General features: G+C 59.5%; 18 protein-coding genes, 1 tRNA gene and 1 pseudogene. 18 read left to right on the forward strand and 2 right to left on the reverse strand.

The window, feature by feature from the left end; genetic code table 11:
- Positions 1-28: 28 nt before the first annotated feature.
- The 12 genes from MWC30_RS14300 to purN all read left to right on the forward strand — a co-directional run bounded on the left by MWC30_RS14300 (position 29) and on the right by purN (position 13,116).
- A tRNA-Val gene (locus MWC30_RS14300) sits at positions 29-103 on the forward strand.
- Positions 104-394: 291 nt separating this feature from the next.
- Complete coding sequence (thrS, locus tag MWC30_RS14305; protein WP_244084876.1) at positions 395-2,335, forward strand: threonine--tRNA ligase; 1,941 nt, start codon at positions 395-397, stop codon at positions 2,333-2,335.
- 44 nt (positions 2,336-2,379) lie between these two features.
- Positions 2,380-2,889, forward strand: coding sequence for a translation initiation factor IF-3 (gene infC, locus MWC30_RS14310; RefSeq protein WP_256461262.1), 510 nt, complete (start codon positions 2,380-2,382; stop codon positions 2,887-2,889).
- 155 nt (positions 2,890-3,044) lie between these two features.
- Complete coding sequence (gene rpmI / locus MWC30_RS14315) at positions 3,045-3,242, forward strand: 50S ribosomal protein L35 (protein WP_244084877.1); 198 nt, start codon at positions 3,045-3,047, stop codon at positions 3,240-3,242.
- Positions 3,243-3,286: 44 nt separating this feature from the next.
- On the forward strand, positions 3,287-3,640 hold the full coding sequence (gene rplT, locus MWC30_RS14320; protein WP_244084878.1) for a 50S ribosomal protein L20: 354 nt from the start codon (positions 3,287-3,289) through the stop codon (positions 3,638-3,640).
- A 2-nt stretch (positions 3,641-3,642) separates the two neighbouring features.
- Positions 3,643-4,653 (forward strand): phenylalanine--tRNA ligase subunit alpha, encoded by a 1,011-nt coding sequence (pheS, locus tag MWC30_RS14325; RefSeq protein ID WP_244084879.1) that lies wholly within the window; start codon positions 3,643-3,645, stop codon positions 4,651-4,653.
- 331 nt (positions 4,654-4,984) lie between these two features.
- Positions 4,985-7,390: a phenylalanine--tRNA ligase subunit beta gene (gene pheT, locus MWC30_RS14330; RefSeq protein ID WP_244084880.1), complete on the forward strand. Its 2,406-nt coding sequence runs from the start codon at positions 4,985-4,987 to the stop codon at positions 7,388-7,390.
- A gap of 16 nt (positions 7,391-7,406) precedes the next feature.
- Positions 7,407-7,787, forward strand: coding sequence for a PilZ domain-containing protein (locus tag MWC30_RS14335; protein WP_244084881.1), 381 nt, complete (start codon positions 7,407-7,409; stop codon positions 7,785-7,787).
- Between the two features lie 30 nt (positions 7,788-7,817).
- Positions 7,818-8,369 (forward strand): manganese efflux pump MntP family protein, encoded by a 552-nt coding sequence (locus tag MWC30_RS14340; RefSeq protein WP_244084882.1) that lies wholly within the window; start codon positions 7,818-7,820, stop codon positions 8,367-8,369.
- Between the two features lie 15 nt (positions 8,370-8,384).
- Positions 8,385-11,393, forward strand: coding sequence for an AIR synthase-related protein (locus MWC30_RS14345; protein WP_244084883.1), 3,009 nt, complete (start codon positions 8,385-8,387; stop codon positions 11,391-11,393).
- A 78-nt stretch (positions 11,394-11,471) separates the two neighbouring features.
- Positions 11,472-12,281: a phosphoribosylformylglycinamidine synthase subunit PurQ gene (locus tag MWC30_RS14350; RefSeq protein ID WP_244084884.1), complete on the forward strand. Its 810-nt coding sequence runs from the start codon at positions 11,472-11,474 to the stop codon at positions 12,279-12,281.
- Between the two features lie 16 nt (positions 12,282-12,297).
- Entirely contained in the window at positions 12,298-13,116 is an 819-nt protein-coding gene (gene purN / locus MWC30_RS14355; RefSeq protein WP_244084885.1) for a phosphoribosylglycinamide formyltransferase, read from the forward strand.
- 63 nt (positions 13,117-13,179) lie between these two features.
- Here the strand turns inward: purN and MWC30_RS14360 are convergent, their stop codons facing one another.
- Positions 13,180-13,824, reverse strand: coding sequence for a WD40 repeat domain-containing protein (locus MWC30_RS14360; protein ID WP_368860863.1), 645 nt, complete (start codon positions 13,822-13,824; stop codon positions 13,180-13,182).
- Positions 13,825-13,941: 117 nt separating this feature from the next.
- Positions 13,942-15,960 (reverse strand): toll/interleukin-1 receptor domain-containing protein, encoded by a 2,019-nt coding sequence (locus MWC30_RS14365; RefSeq protein ID WP_244084887.1) that lies wholly within the window; start codon positions 15,958-15,960, stop codon positions 13,942-13,944.
- Positions 15,961-16,430: 470 nt separating this feature from the next.
- Between MWC30_RS14365 and MWC30_RS14370 the strand changes: the two genes are divergently transcribed.
- From MWC30_RS14370 to MWC30_RS14395, 6 genes and pseudogenes are all read left to right on the forward strand, one after another.
- A complete protein-coding gene (locus MWC30_RS14370) occupies positions 16,431-16,928 on the forward strand; it encodes a hydrogenase maturation protease (protein ID WP_244084888.1) in 498 nt (165 codons plus the stop codon).
- Positions 16,929-17,081: 153 nt separating this feature from the next.
- A pseudogene (locus MWC30_RS14375) lies at positions 17,082-17,792 on the forward strand (4Fe-4S dicluster domain-containing protein); the annotation flags it as partial.
- Positions 17,793-17,966: 174 nt separating this feature from the next.
- The gene (locus MWC30_RS14380; RefSeq protein WP_244084890.1) at positions 17,967-18,605 is read left to right on the forward strand and encodes a 4Fe-4S dicluster domain-containing protein; all 639 of its coding nucleotides are present in this window, start codon (positions 17,967-17,969) and stop codon (positions 18,603-18,605) included.
- A gap of 85 nt (positions 18,606-18,690) precedes the next feature.
- A complete protein-coding gene (locus MWC30_RS14385; protein WP_244084891.1) occupies positions 18,691-20,076 on the forward strand; it encodes a CoB--CoM heterodisulfide reductase iron-sulfur subunit A family protein in 1,386 nt (461 codons plus the stop codon).
- A gap of 54 nt (positions 20,077-20,130) precedes the next feature.
- Entirely contained in the window at positions 20,131-20,568 is a 438-nt protein-coding gene (locus MWC30_RS14390) for a hydrogenase iron-sulfur subunit (RefSeq protein ID WP_254006171.1), read from the forward strand.
- Between the two features lie 13 nt (positions 20,569-20,581).
- Positions 20,582-21,520: a methyl viologen-reducing hydrogenase gene (locus tag MWC30_RS14395; RefSeq protein WP_244084893.1), complete on the forward strand. Its 939-nt coding sequence runs from the start codon at positions 20,582-20,584 to the stop codon at positions 21,518-21,520.
- The last annotated feature ends 3 nt before the right edge of the window (positions 21,521-21,523 follow it).

A 21,523-nucleotide genomic window follows, 5' to 3' on the forward strand; every position in this document is an offset into this window, starting at 1 on the left:
GAGACCGCTATAGAGACGAGTAAATTTTAGGCGCGTAGCTCAGTGGGAGAGCGCTACCTTGACACGGTAGAGGTCGGCGGTTCGATACCGCCCGTGCCTACCATTCCTTTCCTGGTAATCTTAGGAAAGGGTGACATGAAAAGGAAGATCATTGAGGAGCTTCTCAAAGGCGTTTTACAGGCTGGCCGAAGCCCGGGATAAAGCTGACACAAGACTTTTCGAGACAGAGATAAAAGTCTTTTAGGGTATGAACGATGGGCACCTTCCCTCTCTGTGAGGCACGGTGCCTTTTTTGTTGAATGATCGTGTATATTAGTTCTATATAGCGACTCTGAAGGTCGAGGCTCGGCGTTCGGTGGCCGCGTTTGATGCACATCACTCCCAGGAAGTGAAGATGAATTCTCAAGAAATCCAGGTGACATTTTCAGATGGAAGGCAGCAGGCATTTCCCAGGGGGATTTCCGTTCAGGAAATCCTGAAGGCCGGGCAGAAGTCTAAAGCGAACTTTGTGGCTGCTCGTATTGACGGGCAAATGGTGGATCTCGTTCGGCGCGTGGAGACCGATGCGGTAGTGGAGGGGATTTCGTCGGACTCGGGAGAGGGATTGGAGATTTTACGGCACAGTACGGCCCACATCATGGCCCAGGCTGTGAAAATGCTTTTCCCGGAAGCGAAAGTGGCCATCGGTCCGGCCATTGAAAATGGATTCTACTACGATTTCGACGTGGATCGCCCTTTCACCCAGGAAGATCTGGAGCGCATCGAAGCGAAAATGAAGGAGATCATTGCTGCAAGGCAGGCTGTGCAGCGGCGGGAAATGGCCCGGGAAGAAGCGATCCGGTTTTTCCAGGAGCAGGGCGAGCAGTACAAGGTCGAACTGCTGGAGAGCTTCGAAGATCCCACCGTCTCATTTTATCAGCAGGGGGATTTCGTGGACCTGTGCCGCGGACCCCACATTCCGGATACGGGGTTTGTCAAAGCCTTCAAGCTCATCAGCGTCGCCGGTGCCTACTGGCGGGGAGACGAGCACAATGCCATGCTGCAGCGGATTTACGGCACGGCGTTTCCCGATCGCGACGGGTTGAAAAAATACTTGAATTTCCTGGCGGAGGCTCAGAAACGGGACCACAGGCGCCTGGGAAAGGAACTGGATCTCTTCAGTTTCAGCGACGAAATCGGTGCGGGAATGGTCATCTATCACCCCAAGGGAGCCCTCATCCGCCATATTCTGGAAACCTTCGAAAAGAAGGAGCACCTGCGGCGAGGGTACCACCTGGTGGTGGGGCCGACTCTGCTCAAGACGGATCTCTGGAAGCGCTCCGGTCACTTCGACAACTATCGCGAAAACATGTATTTTACGGAGATCGATGAGCAGTCCTATGGTGTCAAGCCCATGAACTGCCTGTCGCATATGCTCATCTACCGCTCCAAGATTCGGAGCTACCGGGACCTTCCTCTGCGCTATTTCGAACTGGGGACCGTCCACCGACACGAAAAATCGGGTGTTCTGCACGGCCTTCTTCGGGTCAGGCAATTCACTCAAGACGATGCGCACATTCTTTGCATGCCGGAACAGCTCAACCGGGAAATTCAGAATATCATCGACTTTGTCATCGAAGTCATGGGAATTTTCGGGTTCGAGTATGAAATGGAGATCAGCACCCGGCCCCAGAAGTCCATCGGTACGGATGAGGACTGGGATCGTGCGACCGATGCCCTCATCGGCGCCCTCGAAGGCAAGGGCATTCCCTACGAGATCTGCCAGGGGGAAGGGGCATTTTACGGTCCGAAGATCGATGTGAAATTGAAAGATGCGTTGGATCGTCGCTGGCAGTGTGCTACGATCCAGTGTGATTTCACCCTTCCGGAACGGTTTGATCTGAGCTACATCGGTGTCGATGGAAACCGTCATCGTCCCGTCATGCTGCACCGTGTTATCCTGGGAGCCATTGAACGGTTCCTGGGCGTTCTCATCGAGCATTACGCCGGGGCCTTTCCTGTATGGCTTGCCCCCGTTCAGGCCGTGGCAGTGACGGTGACGGACGCTCAGGTGGAGTTCGCCGGGAAGGTTTGCGACGCACTGAGGGATCTCGGGGTGCGTGTGGATCTGGACGATCGTAACGAAAAGCTGGGTTACAAGATTCGGGAGGCCCAGCTCCAGAAGGTGCCCTACATGCTGGTGATAGGGGATCGCGAGGTTGCCGCAGAGGGAATCTGTCCCCGCCGCCGCGATGGGGTTCAAATGGAGCTCATGTCCGCTCAGGATTTTGCCGTATTGTTGGAAAAGGAATGTCGAGAGAGCACCAAGGGGCGGGTGGGCTTGAACATTATTTAGCTCCAATGCCATAGTGACCATCATTCAGAAAGGAGGATGTTGTCCTGGAGAAGCAAGCCAATGTCAACGAAAGAATTCGATCTCCGGAAGTCCGTGTCATCGGTCAGGATGGACAACAGTTGGGAGTTCTGCCCATAAAGAGGGCTTTGGAGCTGGCCCTTCAGGAAGAGCTTGATCTGGTGGAAGTGGCCCCGAATGCGGATCCCCCTGTTTGTAAGATCATGGACTACGGCAAGTTCAAGTATCAACTGAGCAAGCGGACCCAAGAGGCCAAGAAGAAGCAGACGGTCATTCAGGTCAAAGAGGTCAAGATTCGTCCCAAGACGGATTCCCACGACCTGGAAGTCAAGATCCGCCACATCAAACGCTTTCTGGGACAGAAAGACAAGGCCAAGGTAGCCATCGTTTTTCGTGGACGGGAGATTGCTTACACGGAACATGGAACGAAAATCCTGGAGCATGTCATAGAAGAGCTCAAGGAAGATGCGGTCGTGGAGCAGGCGCCCAAGATGGAAGGCCGCAATATGGTCATGATCCTGGCCCCCAAGGCGTAAGTCCCCCCGCCTGAAAATAGAGCTTGACACTCGTAGGGAAGGCCAATAAATTACGCCCTTTCAGCGTCCGGTGCGAGGCTGGAGGCGAAGAGACAGGAATCCGCCCTCGCTTGAAGCGGGGGAATGCGTAGTGACAACGGACCATGGAGGATGGAATGCCCAAGATCAAAACCAATCGCGCAGCGGCCAAGCGCTTCAAGAAGACCGGGAGCGGCAAATTCATGCGCGCGCGAGCCAACAAGAGCCACATTCTCACCAAAAAGACACCCAAGCGGATGCGTCGTCTCCGCCAGACCACGATATGCGATTCCACCAATGTGCGCGCCCTGAGCCGCATGATGCCTTATCTTTAGAAAATAGACTCTGCTGAAAGTCTTATAGTGAGGAGTTTTTATCCATGCCCAGAGTAAAAAAAGCCGTTAAATCCCGTCAGCGTCGCAAGACCATCTTGGACATGGCGAAGGGCTACAGGGGGGGGCGCGGAACGCTTTTGCGCTCTGCATCCGAAACGGTCGATCGCGCCCTCAAGTTTGCCTACCGGGATCGGAAGGCCCGCAAGCGTTCCTTCAGAAGCCTTTGGATCATGCGCATCAATGCTGCTGCCAGGCAGCACGGCCTCAGCTATTCCAAGTTCATGAACGGTTTGACCAAGGCCAATGTTTCCCTGGATCGGAAGGCTCTTGCCCACATCGCCATGGCGGATCCTGAAGCTTTCGCCCAACTGGCTCAACTCGCAAAAGAAGCCGCATAAACATGGAAGAAGCTGTTCGAAAACTCCTGGAAGCGGCGACTGGAGAGGTTGCCGCCCTCGGAGACGACTTGAAAGCCCTGGAGCAGCTGCGGGTGCGCTACCTGGGGCGAAAAGGGGAAGTGGCCCAGTTGTTCAAGCAGCTGGGCAAGGTTTCCGAAGCGGATCGTCCGGCAGTCGGCAAAGTGCTGAACGAAGCCAAGGTGTCCCTGGAAAATCTTCTGGAACAGGCTCAGAACCGGTTGAAGGAATCGGCTTCCCAGCGACGGGAGCGATTCGATGTCACGGTTCCGGGGAGAAAGCCCCTCCGAGGACGTCTCCATCCCATCACCCAGACGGCCCAGGAGGTTTCCAGGATCTTCAACTGGCTGGGCTTCGACGCGGTGGAAGGCCCCGAGGTGGAATTGGACTACTACAACTTCGAGGCTCTGAACATTCCCAAAGACCACCCCGCCCGGGACATGCAGGACACCTTTTATATTTCTGAAGACGTCGTTTTGAGGACGCACACTTCGCCGCTTCAGGTCCGGGTCATGGAAAAACGAAAGCCTCCCATTCGCATCATTGCCCCCGGGAGGACCTATCGCTGCGATTCCGACGTGACGCACACTCCCATGTTTCACCAGGTGGAAGGCCTTCTGGTGGGCGACGATATCTCCTTTGGCGATCTCAAGGGCATCCTCACCACCTTCGTGCACCAGATGTTCGGCTCCGGTGTGGGATTGAGGTTCCGGCCCAGCTTTTTCCCCTTCACGGAGCCCAGCGCGGAAGTGGACATCCAGTGCGTCATGTGCGGTGGAAAGGGATGCCGCGTCTGTTCTCACACGGGATGGCTGGAAATTCTCGGATCGGGGATGGTGGACCCGGAAGTCTTCAAAATGGTGGGGTACGATCCGGAAAAAGTCACGGGATTTGCCTTCGGTATGGGAATCGAGCGGATTGCCATGCTGAAGTTCGGGATCGACGATCTGCGCCTTTTCTATGAAAACGATCTGCGATTTCTGAAACAATTTTGATCGACCCCAGGCCCCGACGTTTACTCACAGGTTCCTGATCGTCTTCCGAAGCCAATCGGTGGGTGAGAGGAACTTTTCTTGTTTTTTTGGGGCGTTTCGAATTCCATCGGCCATTTTCGTTCGTGGCTTCCGGTGTGTGCTTGTTTTCCCGCCCTCTGTTTCGGTTGAATCCGAACCTGCGCCGGGAGCGTCGACTTCGATCGGTCCGGTCCCCTGTATGGGCAGGAGGCTTGCCCCGACCGACGCGTGAGGGAATGAACCATTGTTGCCAATGCTTTCTGCTTTTCCGTGAGCTTCCCCCGCGACGGAAAAGGAGAAGAGGGATACCAGGATGATCGTCAGTTTAAAGTGGCTTCGCAATTATGTGGATGTAACCCTGACCGTCGAAGATCTGGTCCATCGCCTGACCATGGTGGGGTTGGAAGTGGAAGGCGTCAGCGCACTCAATCCTCATCTGCAGGGGGTGATCCCGGTGCGTGTCCGGTCTGTGGACCCCCACCCGCGCGCCGATCGTCTCCATCTTTGCCGGGTATCAGACGGTGAAAGGGAATACAAGGTGGTATGCGGCGCGCCCAATGTACGGGCTGGCGTTGTCGCTCCCCTCGCTCTTCCCGGCACCGAAATGCCCAATGGAATGGTGCTCCGGGAAGCCCGCCTCCGCGGCGAAGTGTCCCAGGGGATGCTCTGTTCCCAGAAGGAGCTTGGGCTGGGAGAGGATGCGAGCGGTATCTGGCTCCTCCCGGAGACCATCAGCCTGGGAATCCCCCTGTCTCGAGCCCTGGACATCGAGGACACCATCATCGAGGTCAGTATCACTCCCAATCGCGGGGACTGCCTGTCCATCCTCGGCATTGCACGGGAAGTGGCGGCCATCTGTGGAGCCCCCCTGCGGTATCCTTCTGTTGTTTTGGAAGAGAAGGGCTCTGCCATCGACGGCCGGGCCTCCGTTGTCATCGATGACCCCGTGGGGTGTCCCCGGTATGCCGCGCGCCTCGTGGAAGGCATCACCATCGGCCCGTCCCCACGCTGGCTCCGGGAAAGCCTGGAGGCCGTCGGCTTGCGGTCCATCAACAACATCGTCGATGTCACCAATTTCATCCTCATGGAAATGGGGCAGCCCCTCCATGCGTTCGACTTCGATTCCCTGCGTGAGCACCGCATCGTGGTGCGACGTGCTCGGGGAGGCGAGCGTTTCACGACCCTGGACGGGGTGGAGCGTACCCTCTTCGACGACACACTGCTCATTTGCGATGGGGCAGGTCCGGTAGCCATCGCGGGCATCATGGGCGGGCTGGATTCGGAAATCACCTCGGGAACCTCCCGGGTCCTCATCGAGAGCGCCTATTTTGAACCCGTCTGCATTCGACGGACAGGGAAGAAGATTGGGCTGCGCTCGGAATCGAGCTACCGCTTCGAGCGGGGTGTCGATCCCGAGGGCGTCCTGCGGGCAGTGGATCGTGCGGCTGCCCTGATGGCTGAAGTCGGGGGAGGCGTCATGGCTGCGGGAAGGATCGATGTCTATCCCCAGCCTATCGAATGGCCCGTCCTTTCCCTGAGGGTCGATCGGACCAACCGCTTCCTGGGAACCCGCCTGGAGGCATCCCGCATGGCCGAGGTCCTGAAAAGCATCGAGATGGACGTACGGGAGTTGGACGGCAACCGGCTGGAGGTGATTCCACCCTCCTTTCGTCCCGATATCTCCCGGGAAGTGGATTTGACGGAAGAAGTGGCCCGTCTGGTGGGCTACGACCAGATCCCCGTGACGCATCCTCATGTCGAGCTCCGCGCCGAACCGCTGGATCCCCATTTTCGCATGCGCCAGGAAGCAAGGAATCTTCTGGCGGGAGCCGGATTTTTCGAAGTCATCAACTATTCCTTCATCGGCCAGGAATCCCTGCGGCGGCTGATGTTGGACTCCGACGATGCCCGCCTCCATCCGGTGGTGGTGAAAAATCCCCTCAGCGAGGATCAGGGAGTCATGCGAACCTCCCTCATACCGGGGCTCCTCCAGACGGCGCGCCATAATTTCGGGCATCGCAACGATGATCTCAGGATTTTCGAGCTGAGCAAAGTTTTTCTGCCCCGGGCAGGGGAAGCCCTCCCGGCGGAGCCGCACCAGTTGGCGGGGATCCTCACGGGCAAGCGCGAGCCGCACCTCCTTTACGGCGGTGAAGAGGAAGTGGATTTCGCAGACGCCAAGGGAATCGTGGAAAGCGTTCTCGATCTCTTCTATCTCGAAGGGGTGCGCTTTGCGGATGAAGCCCTGCCTCCCTACCTGGATGCCGGCCAGGCGGCCTCGATTTTTTGCGGCGGAGAATGGGTTGGAACGTTGGGCAAGCTCCGTGCCGAGGTGCAGGAAGCCTTCGATCTCAAGAAAGATATCATCGTGTTTGAGGTGGATTTCGACAAGGTTTTCAATCTCAAGCAATCCCACCCCATGTTCCGCAGTCTGCCCAAGTATCCACCCGTAGCCCGGGATATGGCCCTCATCGTGGACGAGAACCTGTCCGTCCAGGAGCCCCTCGACTACATCTGGGGACAGAAGGAGGCGCTTCTGGAGCAGGTGGAAGTATTCGACATTTATCGAAACCCCCAGTGGGGCAAGGGAAAGAAGAGTGTAGGGTACCGCCTGGTGTATCGTTCTCCCGAGAGGAGCCTGACAGATGAGGAGATCAACGACATCCACAGCGGCCTGGTGCGGAAGGTACTCGACGTTTTTCATGCGACTTTGAGATAAATCCTGGCGGGAGACCATGACGGAGCTGAATCCAACTTCCAAAGCCAGGGCAGGGGGGAAGGTCCCACCGTGCAGGGTCGCCTATGCGATGGATGAAGAGGTCCGCAAGGGATTTTCCCTCCATTTCAATGCGACAGGCCTGCTGGTCATCTGCGCTGAGCCGGCTCCCCTCAAAACCCGGCTCAAACTCTCCCTCCACTTCACCGGGTTGAAGAACGCCATTGAGGCCGAAGGGGAGGTTGTGTGGACCAATATCCATGGAAGCGCCGACAACCTGTCACCGCGGGGAATGGGGGTGAAGTTCCTGAACCTCGAGCGGGATACAGAGCGAATACTGTCGGAGCTCGCCGCCAGGTTTGAAACTCAGGGAAACATGTACGAGTGCTATTACACTTAGCGGCAAATCATACAAGGGATTCACGAAGACTTGGAAGCGCTTGAAACATTCCTGGTGGCTGTTGCCCTCGGGTGCGATGCCTTCGCCGTGGGGATGGGGGTCGGAACCCGGTTTTGTGGTCCCAGGCAAATCTTTCGTCTCTCCTTTCATTTCGGCCTTTTCCAGTTTCTGATGCCCATCGCAGGCTGGTACCTCGGACAAAACATGGTGGGAATGATGCGCCAGTGGGCGCCGTGGGTGGCCTTCGCTCTCCTGTTCTCCATCGGGGCCAAAATGGGATACGAAAGCCTGAAGCCCCACGAGGCCGAAGAACCCGAGGCGTGCATTGACCCAACGAAAGGCTTCAGCCTGGTCATGCTCTCCGTTGCCACCAGCATTGACGCCCTGGGGGTGGGAATCGGGCTGGGAATCATGGGGCAAAGCCTCTTTTTTTCCGCACTCTGTATCGGAGTCGTGGCCTGCCTGATGACCTGGATGGCCATGAAGCTTGGAAACCGCCTCTCAGAAAAGTTCGGACGGCGAATGGAAACCGTGGGAGGCATCATTCTCATGGGGATCGCGGTGAAGTTCCTGTTCGACTGACAATGGATGCAGCATATGGTTGCAAGACTCGAAATCACGCTCAAGAGCCACCTCTTCGATGCGGAAGGCGCGAGCCTCTGCCGTAAGATCCGAGACTATTTCGGCTGGGATCCCGGAGCGGTGCGCGTCATACACGTTTTGACCCTGGATACAGACCTCACGCAGGCGGAACTGGAAGCCGTTCGCCGGGAGATTTTTACCAATCCCGTGACTCAAGTTTCCAGCTTTCAACCCATGGGCAGGGATTTCAGCTGGGCCATATGGGTGGGGTTCCGCCCGGGCGTGCGGGATACGGCGGGCAGCGTGGCCATTGAGGCCATTGCGGATTACCTGGGACGTCCTCCAGGAGCCCACGAAGCCGCATACACCTCCAAGATTTACCTGTTTTCCGGGGCGGAGCTGGAGCAGGGACAGGTGGAAATCCTGGCGCGTGAGCTCCTGGCCAACGACATCATTCAGCAATGGCGCATCTACAGTCGATCCCAATGGGATGAAACCCAGGGAATAGGTCTCATCGTTCCCAAGGTGCGGCTGGCGCACACCCCGGCCGTCGCCGAAATTCCCATTCCCTCGGATGAAGCTCTCATGGCCCTGAGCCAGGAGCGCAATCTCGCGCTGAATCCTCAGGATGTTCCCGTGATTCGAAGCTATTTCGGGCGTCCGGAGGTCCTGGACGCCCGCAGGAGCGCAGGGCTTTCCGCCCCGACGGATGTCGAGCTGGAAGCCATTTCCCAGGCCCGGAGCGATCATTGCAACCACAATACGTTTCGGGGCAAATTCCACTACCGGGATCTGGCTACGGGAGAAGAGACGATTGTCGACAACCTCTTCAAGACCTGCATTGAGGCGCCCACGCTGACGATTCAGAAGCAGAAGGACTGGGTCGTGTCCGTTCTGTGGGACAATGCCGGCGTGGCCCGCTTCGACGAGAACCACAATTACGCCATCACCGGGGAAACCCACAACAGCCCCTCCAATATGGAAGCCTACGGCGGTTCGCTGACGGGCATCGTCGGGATCTATCGCGACATCATGGGCACGGGAAAGGGGGCCCGCCTTGTGGCCGGCCTTTACGGCTACTGCGTGGGGCCCCGGGACTATGCCGGCCCCCTGCGCCCCCGCCTCCATCCCCGGCGGCTGCTGGACGGCATCGTTGAAGGGGTGCGTGACGGCGGCAACAAGCACGGCGTCCCCACACCTTTCGGCAACCTTTTCTTTCATCCGTCCTACCTCGGGAAATGCCTGGTGTTTGTGGCATCTTTAGGCATCATGCCCAGGGAGGTCCTCGGAGAGCCGTCGGATCAAAAGCGCCCCAGGCCGGGAGACTGCATCATCATGAGCGGCGGGCGGGTCGGCAAGGACGGCATCCACGGCGTGACCGCCTCCAGCGAAATCTACAGCGAAAACACGCCCGCCGGGCATGTGCAGATCGGCGATCCGTACACCCAGAAAAAGATGCACGATTTCCTCCTGGAAGCTCGGGATGAAGGGCTTGTCACGTTCATCACCGACAATGGAGGCGGCGGCCTGTCTTCGTCCGTCGGGGAATCCGCCCAGTTTGCGGGCGGCGCCGTGGTGGAGCTCGACGAGGTGCCGTTGAAATATGAAGGGCTCGATGTCTGGGAAATTTGGATTTCCGAGTCCCAGGAGCGCATGACGGTAGCCGTGGACCCGAAGCACCTGGATCGCTTCCTGGAGCTCTCGCGGAGGCATGAAGTCGAAAGCACGGTCATCGGCCATTACACGGGAAGTGGAAAGCTCCACCTTTCTTACAGCGGTAAGACGTGTGCCCAGCTCGATCTCAGCTTCTTTTCCGAAGCGTTTCCCCAGTGGGAGTTTGACGCCCACTGGACCCCGCCCGAAGCCCGCGGCCTGCTGGAGCCGGTGCTGTCGGAGCCCCGCGACCATGCAAAACTGCTCCACACCCTCCTGGCGCGCCCGAACCTGTCTTCGCGCGAATGGATCCAGCGCCAGTACGACCACGAAGTCCAGGGAGGCAGCGCCGTAAAGTTTCTAGTGGGACGTGAAAGGGATGTCCCCAACGATGCGGTGGTGCTGCGGCCGCTGCTGGACAGTCCCAGGGGCCTGGCTGTATCCCAGACCCTCAACCCCACGTACTCCCTCATCGATGCTTACCCCATGGTGGCTGCCTCCATCGATGAGGCCGTGCGCCGACTGCTGGCCGTGGGGGCCTTTCTGGATGAAATCGGCGGGGTGGACAACTTCTGCTGGCCCAGCATTCAATACGATGCAGTGCAAAATCCCGACGGTCGCTACAAGGCGGCTCTGCTGGTGCGAGCCAACTGGGCGCTGCGGGACATGTGCCTGGCATACGGCATTCCGCTCCTTTCAGGCAAGGACAGCATGTACGTAGATGGTCATCTTCCCGGAGCATTCGAGGAGACTCACAAGGTTTCGGGGCTCCCCACCATGCAGTTCACAGCGACGGGTGTCGTTCCCCAGGTGAGCAGGTGCCTGACCCTGGAGCCCAAGGTGGCGGGAGACCTGGTGTATGTTTTGGGCTCGACCGGGAACGAGCTGGGCGGCTCCGAGTATTACGACCTCATGGGAGAGGTGGGGTTGAACGTTCCGACTGTCGAGCCCCGGGGATCGTTGAAGCTTTATAAAGCCCTGGAAGGGGCCATTTCCGGGGGGCTCCTCGCCTCCTGCCATGGGATCTACAGGGGGGGACTGGCGGTCCATGCCGCCATGGCCGCCTTTGCAAGCTCTTTCGGGATGACCCTCGACCTGCAACATGTGCCCCAAAAGGAGTGCGCTGCGGGACGACTCCGAGACGACCAGCTCCTCTTCAGTGAGACCTGCGGCCGTTTCCTGGTGACCGTATCTCCCGCCTGTCGCGAGGCTTTTGAAGCCCGTTTCCAGGGCTTGCCCTGTGCACGGGTGGGGGAGGTGACTCAGGATCCCCGCCTGGTCATACGCGGGCAGAAGGGGGATATCCTGGTTGAGGAATCCCTGGCCTCTCTCAAGAGATCGTGGAAGCAGGGCAATCCGGCGACCGAATGAATTGCCTTACCGGTATCGAGCGGCGAGCGTGCCTGTAATCAGCCCATTCTCAAGCACCGAAGTATCAGGAGCCTCCCAATGAGCCCCGTAAGAGCTCTCGTTTTGACGGGTTTTGGTTTGAATTGCGATTATGAAACGGCCCATGCCTTCACCGTGGCAGGGGCGGTCCCCGAACGGGTTCATCTCAACAGCCTGGTGGAAGGTGAACAGAGCCTCCAGGATTTTCAGATTTTCGTCATAGGGGGCGGATTTTCCTGGGGAGATGATCATGGCGCAGGGGTCATCATGGCCATGCGCCTGAAGCACCGCTTGAAGGACGATATCCTCCGGTTTGTGGAGAAGGGAGGCTTGGTCCTGGGAATCTGCAACGGCTTCCAGGTGCTGGTGAACCTCGGCCTGCTCCCGGGCTTCGAGCCTCGAACCATGAAGCGTGAAGTCGCTCTCATCAACAATGACTGCGGTGGATTCCGGGATCAGTGGGTACACTTGGCGGCCAATGGCCGATCCCCCTGTGTGTTCACCCGTGGAATCGATACGTTGGAGCTGCCTGTGCGACACGGTGAAGGGAAATTTTTTGCCGAGCCGGAGGTCCTTCAGCGCCTGGAAAGGCAGCAGCAGGTCATCCTGCGCTATGCGCTGCCGGGGGGGACGCCCGCTCAAGGTGAGTTTCCTCACAATCCCAACGGGTCCGTGGCCGACATCGCCGGGGTATGCGACCCCACGGGACGTGTTGCCGGCCTGATGCCCCACCCCGAAGCATTCAACCACTGGACCAACCATCCCGATTGGACTGCTCTCAAAGAGACCGCCCGGCGTGAAGGAAAGGAGCTTCCCGAAGAAGGCGATGGCATTCGCCTGTTTCGCAACGCCGTTGCGTATTTTCAGTGAGAGGTCGAGGCTCTTCATGCCTTCACCAGCGCGAAAATTGCGTCTCGCCGTTCTGGTCTCCGGAGGGGGCACCAACCTGCAGGCTCTCCTGGATCGGTCCGCAGCCGGGACCCTCCATGCGGACGTCGTCGTCGTTGTCAGCGACCGGAAGGATGCTTTTGGATTGGTCCGCGCCGAGCGAGCGGGTGTTCCACATCATGTCGTCGATTACAAGGCCTGCCTGGAGCGCGTGCGAGACCTCGACCCCGGGGCCATCAGCCTGCCGGTGGATCTCCATGAGCTGGACAGCCGCCAAAAAATCCTGAAGGACGGAGATCCAATCCGCCGGCTGCGCCGACTGGCCGGCCTGGTTCTTGCCGAGACGGAGCTGCTGGGCATTCTGGACATGTATAAGCCTGACACTATTTGCCTGGCAGGGTTCATGCGCCTCCTCAGCCCCTATTTTTTGAGCCGGTACAACAAAGAAGACGACTTGCGTGTCGTGAACATCCATCCAGCCCTGCTCCCCGCCTTTCCAGGTGAGCACGGCTACGAGGAGACCTTCGCCTACGGCGTGAAGTGGGGCGGTGTGACGGTCCACTTTGCCGACGAAGGGGAAGACACCGGCCCCATCCTCGCCCAGGGGGTCTACCCGGTCTGGGGCGACGACGATTTGGACGCTCTTCGAGCCCGCGGCCTGCAGCTCGAATATGAGATCTATGCCCAGTGCATCAACTGGCTGGCCTGCGGGCAGGTGGAAATGCAGCGCAGAGCCGACGGCCGCGTGCGGACTGTCATCCGTGATCCCGCCTACCCCGATATTCTGAGGAACTGGCTGCAGAAAAGCTTTTCATAGTGCTTCCATGCAAGTAACCTTCAGAGCTGCCCCCACTGTTCACGGTTGCCGCTCTCCATCCGCTCATGGACCGATTGGGGGTAAGCCCCCGGCTGAAGCGGCGACTTCCGGAGTATGCCAGTCGGGGCAGGTGGGCCGCCATGCTTCGCTCTCCCCGATGAACGTGCGCCATTCCTCTCGGCTGAGATTGCGCCCCGACCGTTCGCAGAGCTGATCGAAGGGCCATTTCGGATCGGCATGCCAAAGCTTCAGCCTGTCTGCGCTGACAGTCAGGAGCGACTGGCCGTCGTGGGAGAAGTTGGCCTGGAAGAGGGGAGCACCGTGCTCGAAGCGGGCCACGGTCTTTCCGGTTTCCATCTGATGCTCAACACGGCAGGCTTCTGTCCCGGTCTTCATGTCAACGACTGTAATGCCGTCCGTCCTTCCGTCGGCATCGGCGGTTGTGGATGCCACCCAGCGGCCATCCGGGCTCACCGTGGCCAAACACCTCACTCCTTCCCTCTTGTACGCAGTATTGTGAAGGGTGAATGTGCCTTGATTCACCGAGTGAACCTCCCTGCCCGTTTCCGTTTCCACAATTCGTAGCATATAGAAAGGGAAATCGATCGCCAGGAAGCGCTCGTTCGGGCTGAAAAGGACCCTGGCCGAAGTGAGTGATTGAGGATCAGGCTCGATCCGGCGAACGGGGAACCATTCCAGCATCTTCATCGCCACGGAATAGGCGTCGGGATTGGGCTCACGATTCCAGGACTCGACCGCCAGGGTGCCGGCGCGCAGCAGGGTCTCTTCACTGGGACCCCGCTCGACCAGGAGCGACGCCTGGGCCTAGAGTGCCCAGCTCAGGGCTTTTTGACGTTCCTGCTCCTTCGCATCCTTGCTTGCCCGGGCTTCCTCCGTTGCCCGATCTGCCGTGCGCCAGCGCTCCAGCGCGAGCAGACCAAGACCGGCCAGGGTCAACGCGACAAAACCGAAGGCAACAGCGAGGTTGCGGTTGCGCCTCAATTTCTGACGCTGCGCTTCCCGCTCTGCCTCCTGCAAGGCTTCCTGGCGGCGCGTTTCGGCAGCCGTTGAACCTTCAATGAAAGCGATGAGGGAGGGGCTGAGATCGGCTCGGCGCTCGGCCAGCAGGTCTTCCGCTTCCGCCAGGGGACGGCCCCGAGCAAGCAGGCGGTCCTCAACCATGCCTTCCTGCTCCCACAGGACCGCTGCCGCCTCTACCCGCTCCCGCGTGCGCAGGAATTCGCGGTCTTCATCGATCCATTGCCGCAAGAGCCCCCAGTGGTGGATGAGGGCTTCGTGGGCGATCTCCACCGTCCGGGCATCGGTCCGCGCCTCGTCGCGGCCGGTGACCAGCAGCCGGGCGTCGGCCAGCTTGTGAACCACCGCCATGGCGTTCTCATCTTCCGCCGGCAGGGCAGCCCGCCTGCGTGTGTCCGGAACGCCTTCGCCCGGTCGAACCAGCCGCATCAGCACGCGCCGCGCCGCTTCCCTTTGCTCTTCCGTCAAGTCGTCCTGGAAGATCTTGTCCGCCCGGACGGCAATGGCCCCCTGGATGCCCTTCATGTCTTTGTAGGCTTCGAAGTGGAGCAGGCCGCCGCGTCGCTTCTCCCACAGCTCCTTCAGCGTGAATTCGAGGAGGGGCAGATTTCCGGGCTCTTCCCCCACCTCGTCGAGAATGTGGTGGACCAGTCCGGGCTCGAATTCGAGCCCGACTTCCCCTGCAGGATTTTCGATGGTGCGTTGGAGCTCCTCGCGCGTCATGGGGCCCAAGTTCACCACGCAGTCCTGGAGCCGGTCCACAAGCCCCCGGTGGGTGAGGGTTCGGCCGTAGAAATCCCCGCGCAGCGTCATGACCACCGTCACGGGCGCCTCGGCACAAGCGGCGAGGAGTTGATCGATGAACCCCCGGCGCGCCGACTCGTCTTTGCAGGCGGTGTAAAGCTCCTCCCACTGGTCCACGAAGAGGAGCATGCGATCCGTGCCGGGCTGCTTTTCCATGCAGCGCCGCGCAGCGCGTTGGAGTGCTCTGGGTTGCGTGGAGAACTGCCGGACGAGAAGGTCGAGCTCAGTCAGTCGCTTCGCCTCGCTCATGTCCTCCGGTTCGAGGACCCGCAGGATCGCGTCGGCGAGGCTGTCCAAAGGCTGTTTGTGCGGGGTCAGCGTGAGGATGTCCCAGACGGGAGCTTCTCCGCTTCTGGCTTCGCGCAGACGTGGGATGAGGCCGGCGCGCACGACGGACGATTTGCCGCTCCCCGAAGCGCCGACCACCGCAATGAAGGATTTGCGCCGGATTTCCTCCACAAGCCTGTCGCTGAAAGCGTCCCGGCCGTAAAAGAAAGGGGCATCCTCCTCGCGGAAGGCCTGCAGCCCGCGGTAGGGGCAGACGAGGGGCCGGGCCCTCACGGCTTCGGGAGGGAGCCCTCGGGCGGCGCGGGCGATGGCCTCGACGGCCTGAGCGTCTTCCACGCCGGTGCGCAGGCTTACCCACGTGTTGAGCTTGAGAAAGCAGAGGGGGAGCTCGGCGCCGGGCAGCAGCACGGGAATGACCGGAAATGCCAGCCCCCGGCGCTCCTCTTCCGCCTGGCGAACCAGCGCGAGGAAATGCTCCCGCATCTGCCACGGGCCGATGTCTCCCGGTCCGATGCAAACGGCGACAGCACGGCAACGCTCCAGGGCCTGCTCCAGGGCCCGAGGCCACGGGAGGCCCGGGGCCAGATACCATCGGTCGAGAAAGACGCGCAGCCCTCGAGCGTCGAGGGCACGGGCCAGCTGTTCCACCGCGTCGTGGTCCCGCCAGTGGTAGCTCAGAAAAATATCGCAGGGAGGCGATTGAGGTTCCATCATGGGTCATTTCCCGACGGGTGATGCTGTGAAAAACACCGCATGCGCCAAGCCGGCGAAGCGAGCAAGGATCGTCCAGAGGGGAGGATCTTCAGTGTCGCATGTCGGAAGAAGAGAAATGGAAGCCGGGTAAATTTGCAGATTGATTCATGTATACGTAACCGGAAATATGAAGTCAACGATTTCAAGCGATGGCCTTGCATGAAAATCTCCTTGACCGTATTTTTCATAACTGTTACACAAATATCGCGAAAATGCGATTCTCTCTTACCTCCCTGCAGCATGCCGCATCCTGATGAGCCGTTCCATTTCGGGACCATCGCGTGGCAGGCCCATCACCTGCCGGCGGACCGCAGGCCGGCGGAGGGAACTGCAGCCATTTTTTTTCCCCATAGACATAACAACCTGACTGTGAGACACGGACTGCTGCCGGGAGCCTCGCGTGCGAGAATCCCGGGAAGACAGGATCACCCATGATGCCCCACGACCACGGGAAAAAACGCTTTGTTTTTGGTTCTGGCAACCCTCTCTTTGGCGACGACGGGTTTGGGCCGGCAGTCATTGAATACCTCGAGGCGCACTGCCCCATTCCCGAGGATACGGCCTGTATCGATGCGGGAACATCCATTCGGGGCATTCTCTTCGATCTCCTCCTGGGTGAAGACAAACCCCTTCAGATCATCCTGGTGGACGCCCTCGATTTTCCGGGCAGGCGCCCCGGGGAAGTTTTCGAAATCGATGTGGAGGCTGTTTCGCCGGCTAAAATCGCCGATTTTTCTCCCCACCAGTTTCCAACGATCAACATGCTTCAAGAAATCCGGGATTATACCGCCATCGATGTGCGTGTCCTGGTGGCCCAGATCGAAGCCATCCCCGATGAGGTGCGACCGGGGCTTTCCCCTGCTTTGCAGCAGGCCGTCGAGCCCATGTGCCGTTTGATCCTGCAGACACTCGCGAGCGGTGCCTCGTGACGGGACCACGGAACGGTGCTCCCGGACCATGCGTCACGTGGGAGGAATCCCCGGGAAAGCATCCCGGGCGTGTTCTGCCCATGGAAGCTGTGCAAGGTTTCCTGTTTTGATTTGTGCGAGAGATTGCCCCTTGGGATCCGAAAGGAGGTAAGAATGACCGGACAACCAGCGGCTGTTTCCGAACCGAAAACGGTCGGCCCGCGCGCCAGTCTTCTGCGGGATGACCCTCAGTGGGCGGATGTGTGCCTCACCTGCGGGAGCTGCGCCAGCGCCTGCCCCATCTCGGGCGTGGACAACCTCGACCCGCGCAAGCTCATCCGCCTGGTGGTTTTGGGGCGCATCCAGGAGGCGGTGGACTCCAACTGGACATGGAAATGCACCATGTGCGGCAAGTGCGAAGAGGCATGCCCCATGAACGTGGAGATCACCGCGCTTTTTCGGAAGATCCGATCCATGCGCGAACGGGAGAAGGTTCCCGGCCCTCTCCACAAGGGTGTTCTCATGGCGCTCCGCAGGGGCAACAATCTGGGCATTCCCAGGTCGGAGTTCACGGATCTCCTGAAGGAAGTGGGGGAAGAGCTAGCCGAGGAGTGCTGCCCGGGCTTCGAGACCCCCATCGATGTGGAGGGAGCCAACGTCCTCGTGACCCTCAATTCCAAGGAGCCCTTCGGCGAGCCCGACGACATGAAATTCTGGTGGAAGATCTTTTACGCCGCCGGAGAATCCTGGACCATTCCGTCCGAGAACTGGGAAGGCGTCAATTGGGGACTTTTCACGGGCGACGACGAGGCCATGAAGATCATGGTGGGCCGCATCGTCGACAATATGTACCGACTCCAGTGCAAACGCCTTCTCCTGCCTGAATGAGGCCACGCCTACTACCTGGTGGAAAAACAGTCGGCCATCGGCGGCGCCATGGCCAAGCTGGACAAGACTTTTCCCACCAATGACTGCGCCATGTGAATCATCTCGCCCAAACTGGTCGAGGTCGGCCGGCATCTCAATATCGAGCTCATCACCCTGGCTGAGGTCACCGACGTGCGTGGTGAGCCGGGCAACTTTCAGGTGGATGTTCTCAAGCATCCACGCTTTGTGGACATGGAAAAATGCATCGCCTGCGGCGAATGCGCCGCCAAATGCCCCCGGAAGGTGGACGACGCCTACAACGAGGGAATCAGCAAGCGGAAGGCCGCATACATTCCCTACCCCCAGGCGGTGCCTCAAAAATACGCCATCGACAAGGACAATTGCATTTTTTTTGAAAAGGGCAAGTGCCGGGCCTGCGAGAAGTTCTGCCCCACCGGGGCCGTCAAGTTCGACGACCGGGAAGAGACAGTCACATTGCAGGTGGGCTCGGTGGTGCTGGCGCCCGGCTTTGCGCCCTTCGACCCCAAGGGGATCCGCACCTGGGGTTACGGATTTTACTCCAATGTGATCACTTCTATGGAGATGGAGCGCGTGCTGTCGGCGTCGGGCCCCACCGAGGGGCACCTGCTGCGCCCGTCCGACAAGAAGGAAGCCGCCAAGATCGCCTTTCTCCAGTGTGTCGGATCGAGAGATCTCAACAAGGCCTCCAACGGCTACTGTTCGTCGGTTTGCTGCACTTACGCCATCAAGGAAGCGATGATCGCGAAGGATCACGTCAAAGACCTGGATGTCACCATTTTCTTCATGTGAGCCCCTGTTTCGAGAGACTCTCAAGGCGGCCGGCCTCAACTAGTACCTCTTCGAAATGGCCAACATCCGGAACCAGGATTCCTGGGTGCATTCCGGCGAACCGGAACAGGCGACCCGGAAAGCCATGGACCTCGTGCGGATGGCCGTCTCCAAGGTCGGGCTCCTCAATCCCCTGCCTGAGATCGTTGTGGGGGTGCAGCAGTCCGCACTGGTCATCGGCGGTGGCCCATCGGGCATGACAACGGCGCTGGAACTGGCCGATCACGGCTTTCCCGTTCACCTGGTGGAAAGATCCAATCTCCTGGGAGGCCAGGCGCGGTTCCTCTACAATACCTGGAAGGGAGAGCCCATCGGACCCGCCCTCCAGGAAATGGATGCCAGGGTGAGGAGCCACCCCCTCATTACCCTGCACATGGAATCCACTGTCACGGATGCAGAAGGCTTTGTCGGCAACTTCAAGAGTACGATTCAGTCGCCTCGGGGTCCGCAAGCGGTGGACCACGGCGTTACCGTCATCGCCACGGGAGGCAAAGGGTACACCCCGACGGAATACGGCTACGGCACTGCGGACCGAGTCTACACCTCCATCGAGTTCGACAAGCTCACCATGATGGGGGACCGGCGCATCAACGATGCCAAAACCTTCGTGTTCATCCAGTGCGTGGGATCGCGGGAGCTGGGACGCATGTACTGCTCCAGGGTCTGCTGCACCCATTCCGTGCAGGCCGCTGTCCAACTGAAGGAGCAGGATCCCACGCGGGAGATTTTCATCCTGTATCGAGATCTGCGCACCTATGGGGAGCGGGAGGAGCTGTTCAAGAAGGCGCGGGAAAAGGGAGTCGTTTTCATCAACTATGAACTTCACGGGAAGCCCCGGGTGACGCAGCTGGATCCCCGGCAGCTGGAGGTCGTGGTGTGGGATCACATCCTTCACGAGCCCCTCAGGATCGTGGCCGACGCCGTAGTACTGGCCACGGCCATTGTTCCGAGCTCGGCCAATGCGGATCTTGCCCGGATTTACAAACTTTCCACCGACGCGGACGGTTTCCTGCTGGAGGCCCATGCGAAGCTTCGGCCCGTGGATTTCGCGGGGGACGGCCTCTTCATGGCGGGGCTGGCCCACTACCCCAAGTCCGTAGACGAAGCCGTCGCCCAGGCCAAAGCTGCGGCGGGGAGGGCCATCACCGTCCTGTCGAGCGACCGCATTGGGCTGGAATCCACCAAGGCGACCCCCGTACTTGCCAACTGTGACGGCTGCGCCCTTTGCCTGGACGTCTGCCCTTACCACGCCATCAGCCTGGTGGAGGAAGCCACGGCCGAGGGTTCCAGGTCTTCCCACATCCAGGTCAATGTGGCCCAGTGCAAGGGATGCGGCATGTGCCAGGCTACCTGCCCAAAGGACGGCGTCTACGTGGCGGGGTTTTCCATGGAGCAGATCACGGCGCAGGTGAAGGCTGCCCTGGCTTTGTGAATTGGCAGCGGCATCCTCCGCTCCGCGGGGATGCCGCGAGGCACCTATGAGGAGATGGTCATGTCCTATGAACCAAAAATCATTGGATTTACGTGCAATTGGTGCACTTATGCCGCAGCGGACCTGGCGGGAATATGGAGGATGCAGTATCCTTCAAACATCCGCCTCATTCGCGTCATGTGCTCGGGGATGGTCCATCCCAGGATGGTTACGGAGGCCTTCAGCCTGGGAGCCGACGGCGTCATGGTGATGGGGTGACACATTGGAGAATGTCATTACCTGGACGGTAATGTCAAAGCGCAGGCCCGGGCCGAAGTCATCAAGGTGATGGTGGAGGGGCTCGGTCTCGAGAGTGAGCGTTTTGCCCTGGTGTGGTGCTCGTCCGCCGAGGCGGACAAATTCGTGGCCGCGGTGACGGAGATGACCGAAAGGCTCCGCCGGCTCGGCCCCACTCCCTTCAAACAGGAACCAGGCCAGGCGGTCGCTTCATGAGGAGGATGAACCCATGACGGTTAAAGTCGCTCAAGAATGGCTCAACTCATGTTCGGGCTGTGAAATCGCCATCGTGGACATGGGGGAGAGGCTTCTGGATATCCTGGCGGTCGCCGACTTTGTCCACAGCCCGGTCCTGATGGACCATAAATACCTTGGCCAGCTTGGAAACGGCAAGCACATCCATATTCCGGAAGCCGACGTGGGTATCGTCAGCGGCGGGGTGCGCAACGAAGAGCACGTGGAGGTGCTCGAGGAGATGCGCCGGAAATGCAAGATCATCGTGGCCCATGGGACGTGCGCCACTCATGGTGGAATTCCGGCCCTGGCAAATTCCTACACCAGTGAGGAAATGCTGCAGCGGGTTTATTCAACGGAAACGACGGACGCTCCGGCAGCTTCGTTCGACGAAGATGTTCCGCCTCTGCTGGATGCCTGCTACGCCCTGGATGAAAAAGTGAAAGTGGACGTGTATCTGCCCGGCTGTCCCCCTCATCCCGACCACGTCTTCGAGGCTCTGACGGCCCTCGCCACGGGAAGCCCCCTGAACCTTCCCGGCAGGAGTGTCTGCGACCACTGCCCCACGGTGCGGGAGGGTAAGGGCCAGCTGAAAACGCTGCGGAGATTCCTCCAGTCGCCACACTACAAAGCGCCCGATGAGCCCCTGGACAAAATGCGGTGCATCCTCGAACAGGGGATGCTCTGCATGGGCCCGGTCACGCGGGCCGGGTGCGGGGGGAGCAAGATCGTACCCCGCTGCATCACGGCCAGGGTCCCCTGCCGCGGGTGCTACGGGCCCGTCAAGCAAAACGGCAATCAGCGGTTGGACATGCTGAATGCCCTGGCATCCAACGGAATAGACATTTCATCTCTTCCTGAAACCGTCTCCCTTTTGAGGTTTTCCGGGGCACACCATCAACTGCGGCCGCCACGCAAGAAACAGGAGGCATGAAGC

Source organism: Desulforhabdus sp. TSK (assembly GCF_022836495.1).
Lineage (GTDB): Bacteria > Desulfobacterota > Syntrophobacteria > Syntrophobacterales > Syntrophobacteraceae > Desulforhabdus.

Coding starts and splice junctions, on each gene's coding strand:
- rplT (WP_244084878.1), top strand. CDS start 3,287: ATGCCCAGAGTAAAAAAAGCCGTTAAATCCCGTCAGCGTCGCAAGACC.
- MWC30_RS14370 (WP_244084888.1), top strand. CDS start 16,431: ATGATGCCCCACGACCACGGGAAAAAACGCTTTGTTTTTGGTTCTGGC.
- MWC30_RS14345 (WP_244084883.1), top strand. CDS start 8,385: ATGGTTGCAAGACTCGAAATCACGCTCAAGAGCCACCTCTTCGATGCG.
- MWC30_RS14335 (WP_244084881.1), top strand. CDS start 7,407: ATGACGGAGCTGAATCCAACTTCCAAAGCCAGGGCAGGGGGGAAGGTC.
- MWC30_RS14365 (WP_244084887.1), bottom strand. CDS start 15,960: ATGATGGAACCTCAATCGCCTCCCTGCGATATTTTTCTGAGCTACCAC.
- purN (WP_244084885.1), top strand. CDS start 12,298: ATGCCTTCACCAGCGCGAAAATTGCGTCTCGCCGTTCTGGTCTCCGGA.
- pheS (WP_244084879.1), top strand. CDS start 3,643: ATGGAAGAAGCTGTTCGAAAACTCCTGGAAGCGGCGACTGGAGAGGTT.
- MWC30_RS14360 (WP_368860863.1), bottom strand. CDS start 13,824: ATGAAGATGCTGGAATGGTTCCCCGTTCGCCGGATCGAGCCTGATCCT.
- MWC30_RS14350 (WP_244084884.1), top strand. CDS start 11,472: ATGAGCCCCGTAAGAGCTCTCGTTTTGACGGGTTTTGGTTTGAATTGC.
- MWC30_RS14395 (WP_244084893.1), top strand. CDS start 20,582: ATGACGGTTAAAGTCGCTCAAGAATGGCTCAACTCATGTTCGGGCTGT.
- thrS (WP_244084876.1), top strand. CDS start 395: ATGAATTCTCAAGAAATCCAGGTGACATTTTCAGATGGAAGGCAGCAG.
- rpmI (WP_244084877.1), top strand. CDS start 3,045: ATGCCCAAGATCAAAACCAATCGCGCAGCGGCCAAGCGCTTCAAGAAG.
- pheT (WP_244084880.1), top strand. CDS start 4,985: ATGATCGTCAGTTTAAAGTGGCTTCGCAATTATGTGGATGTAACCCTG.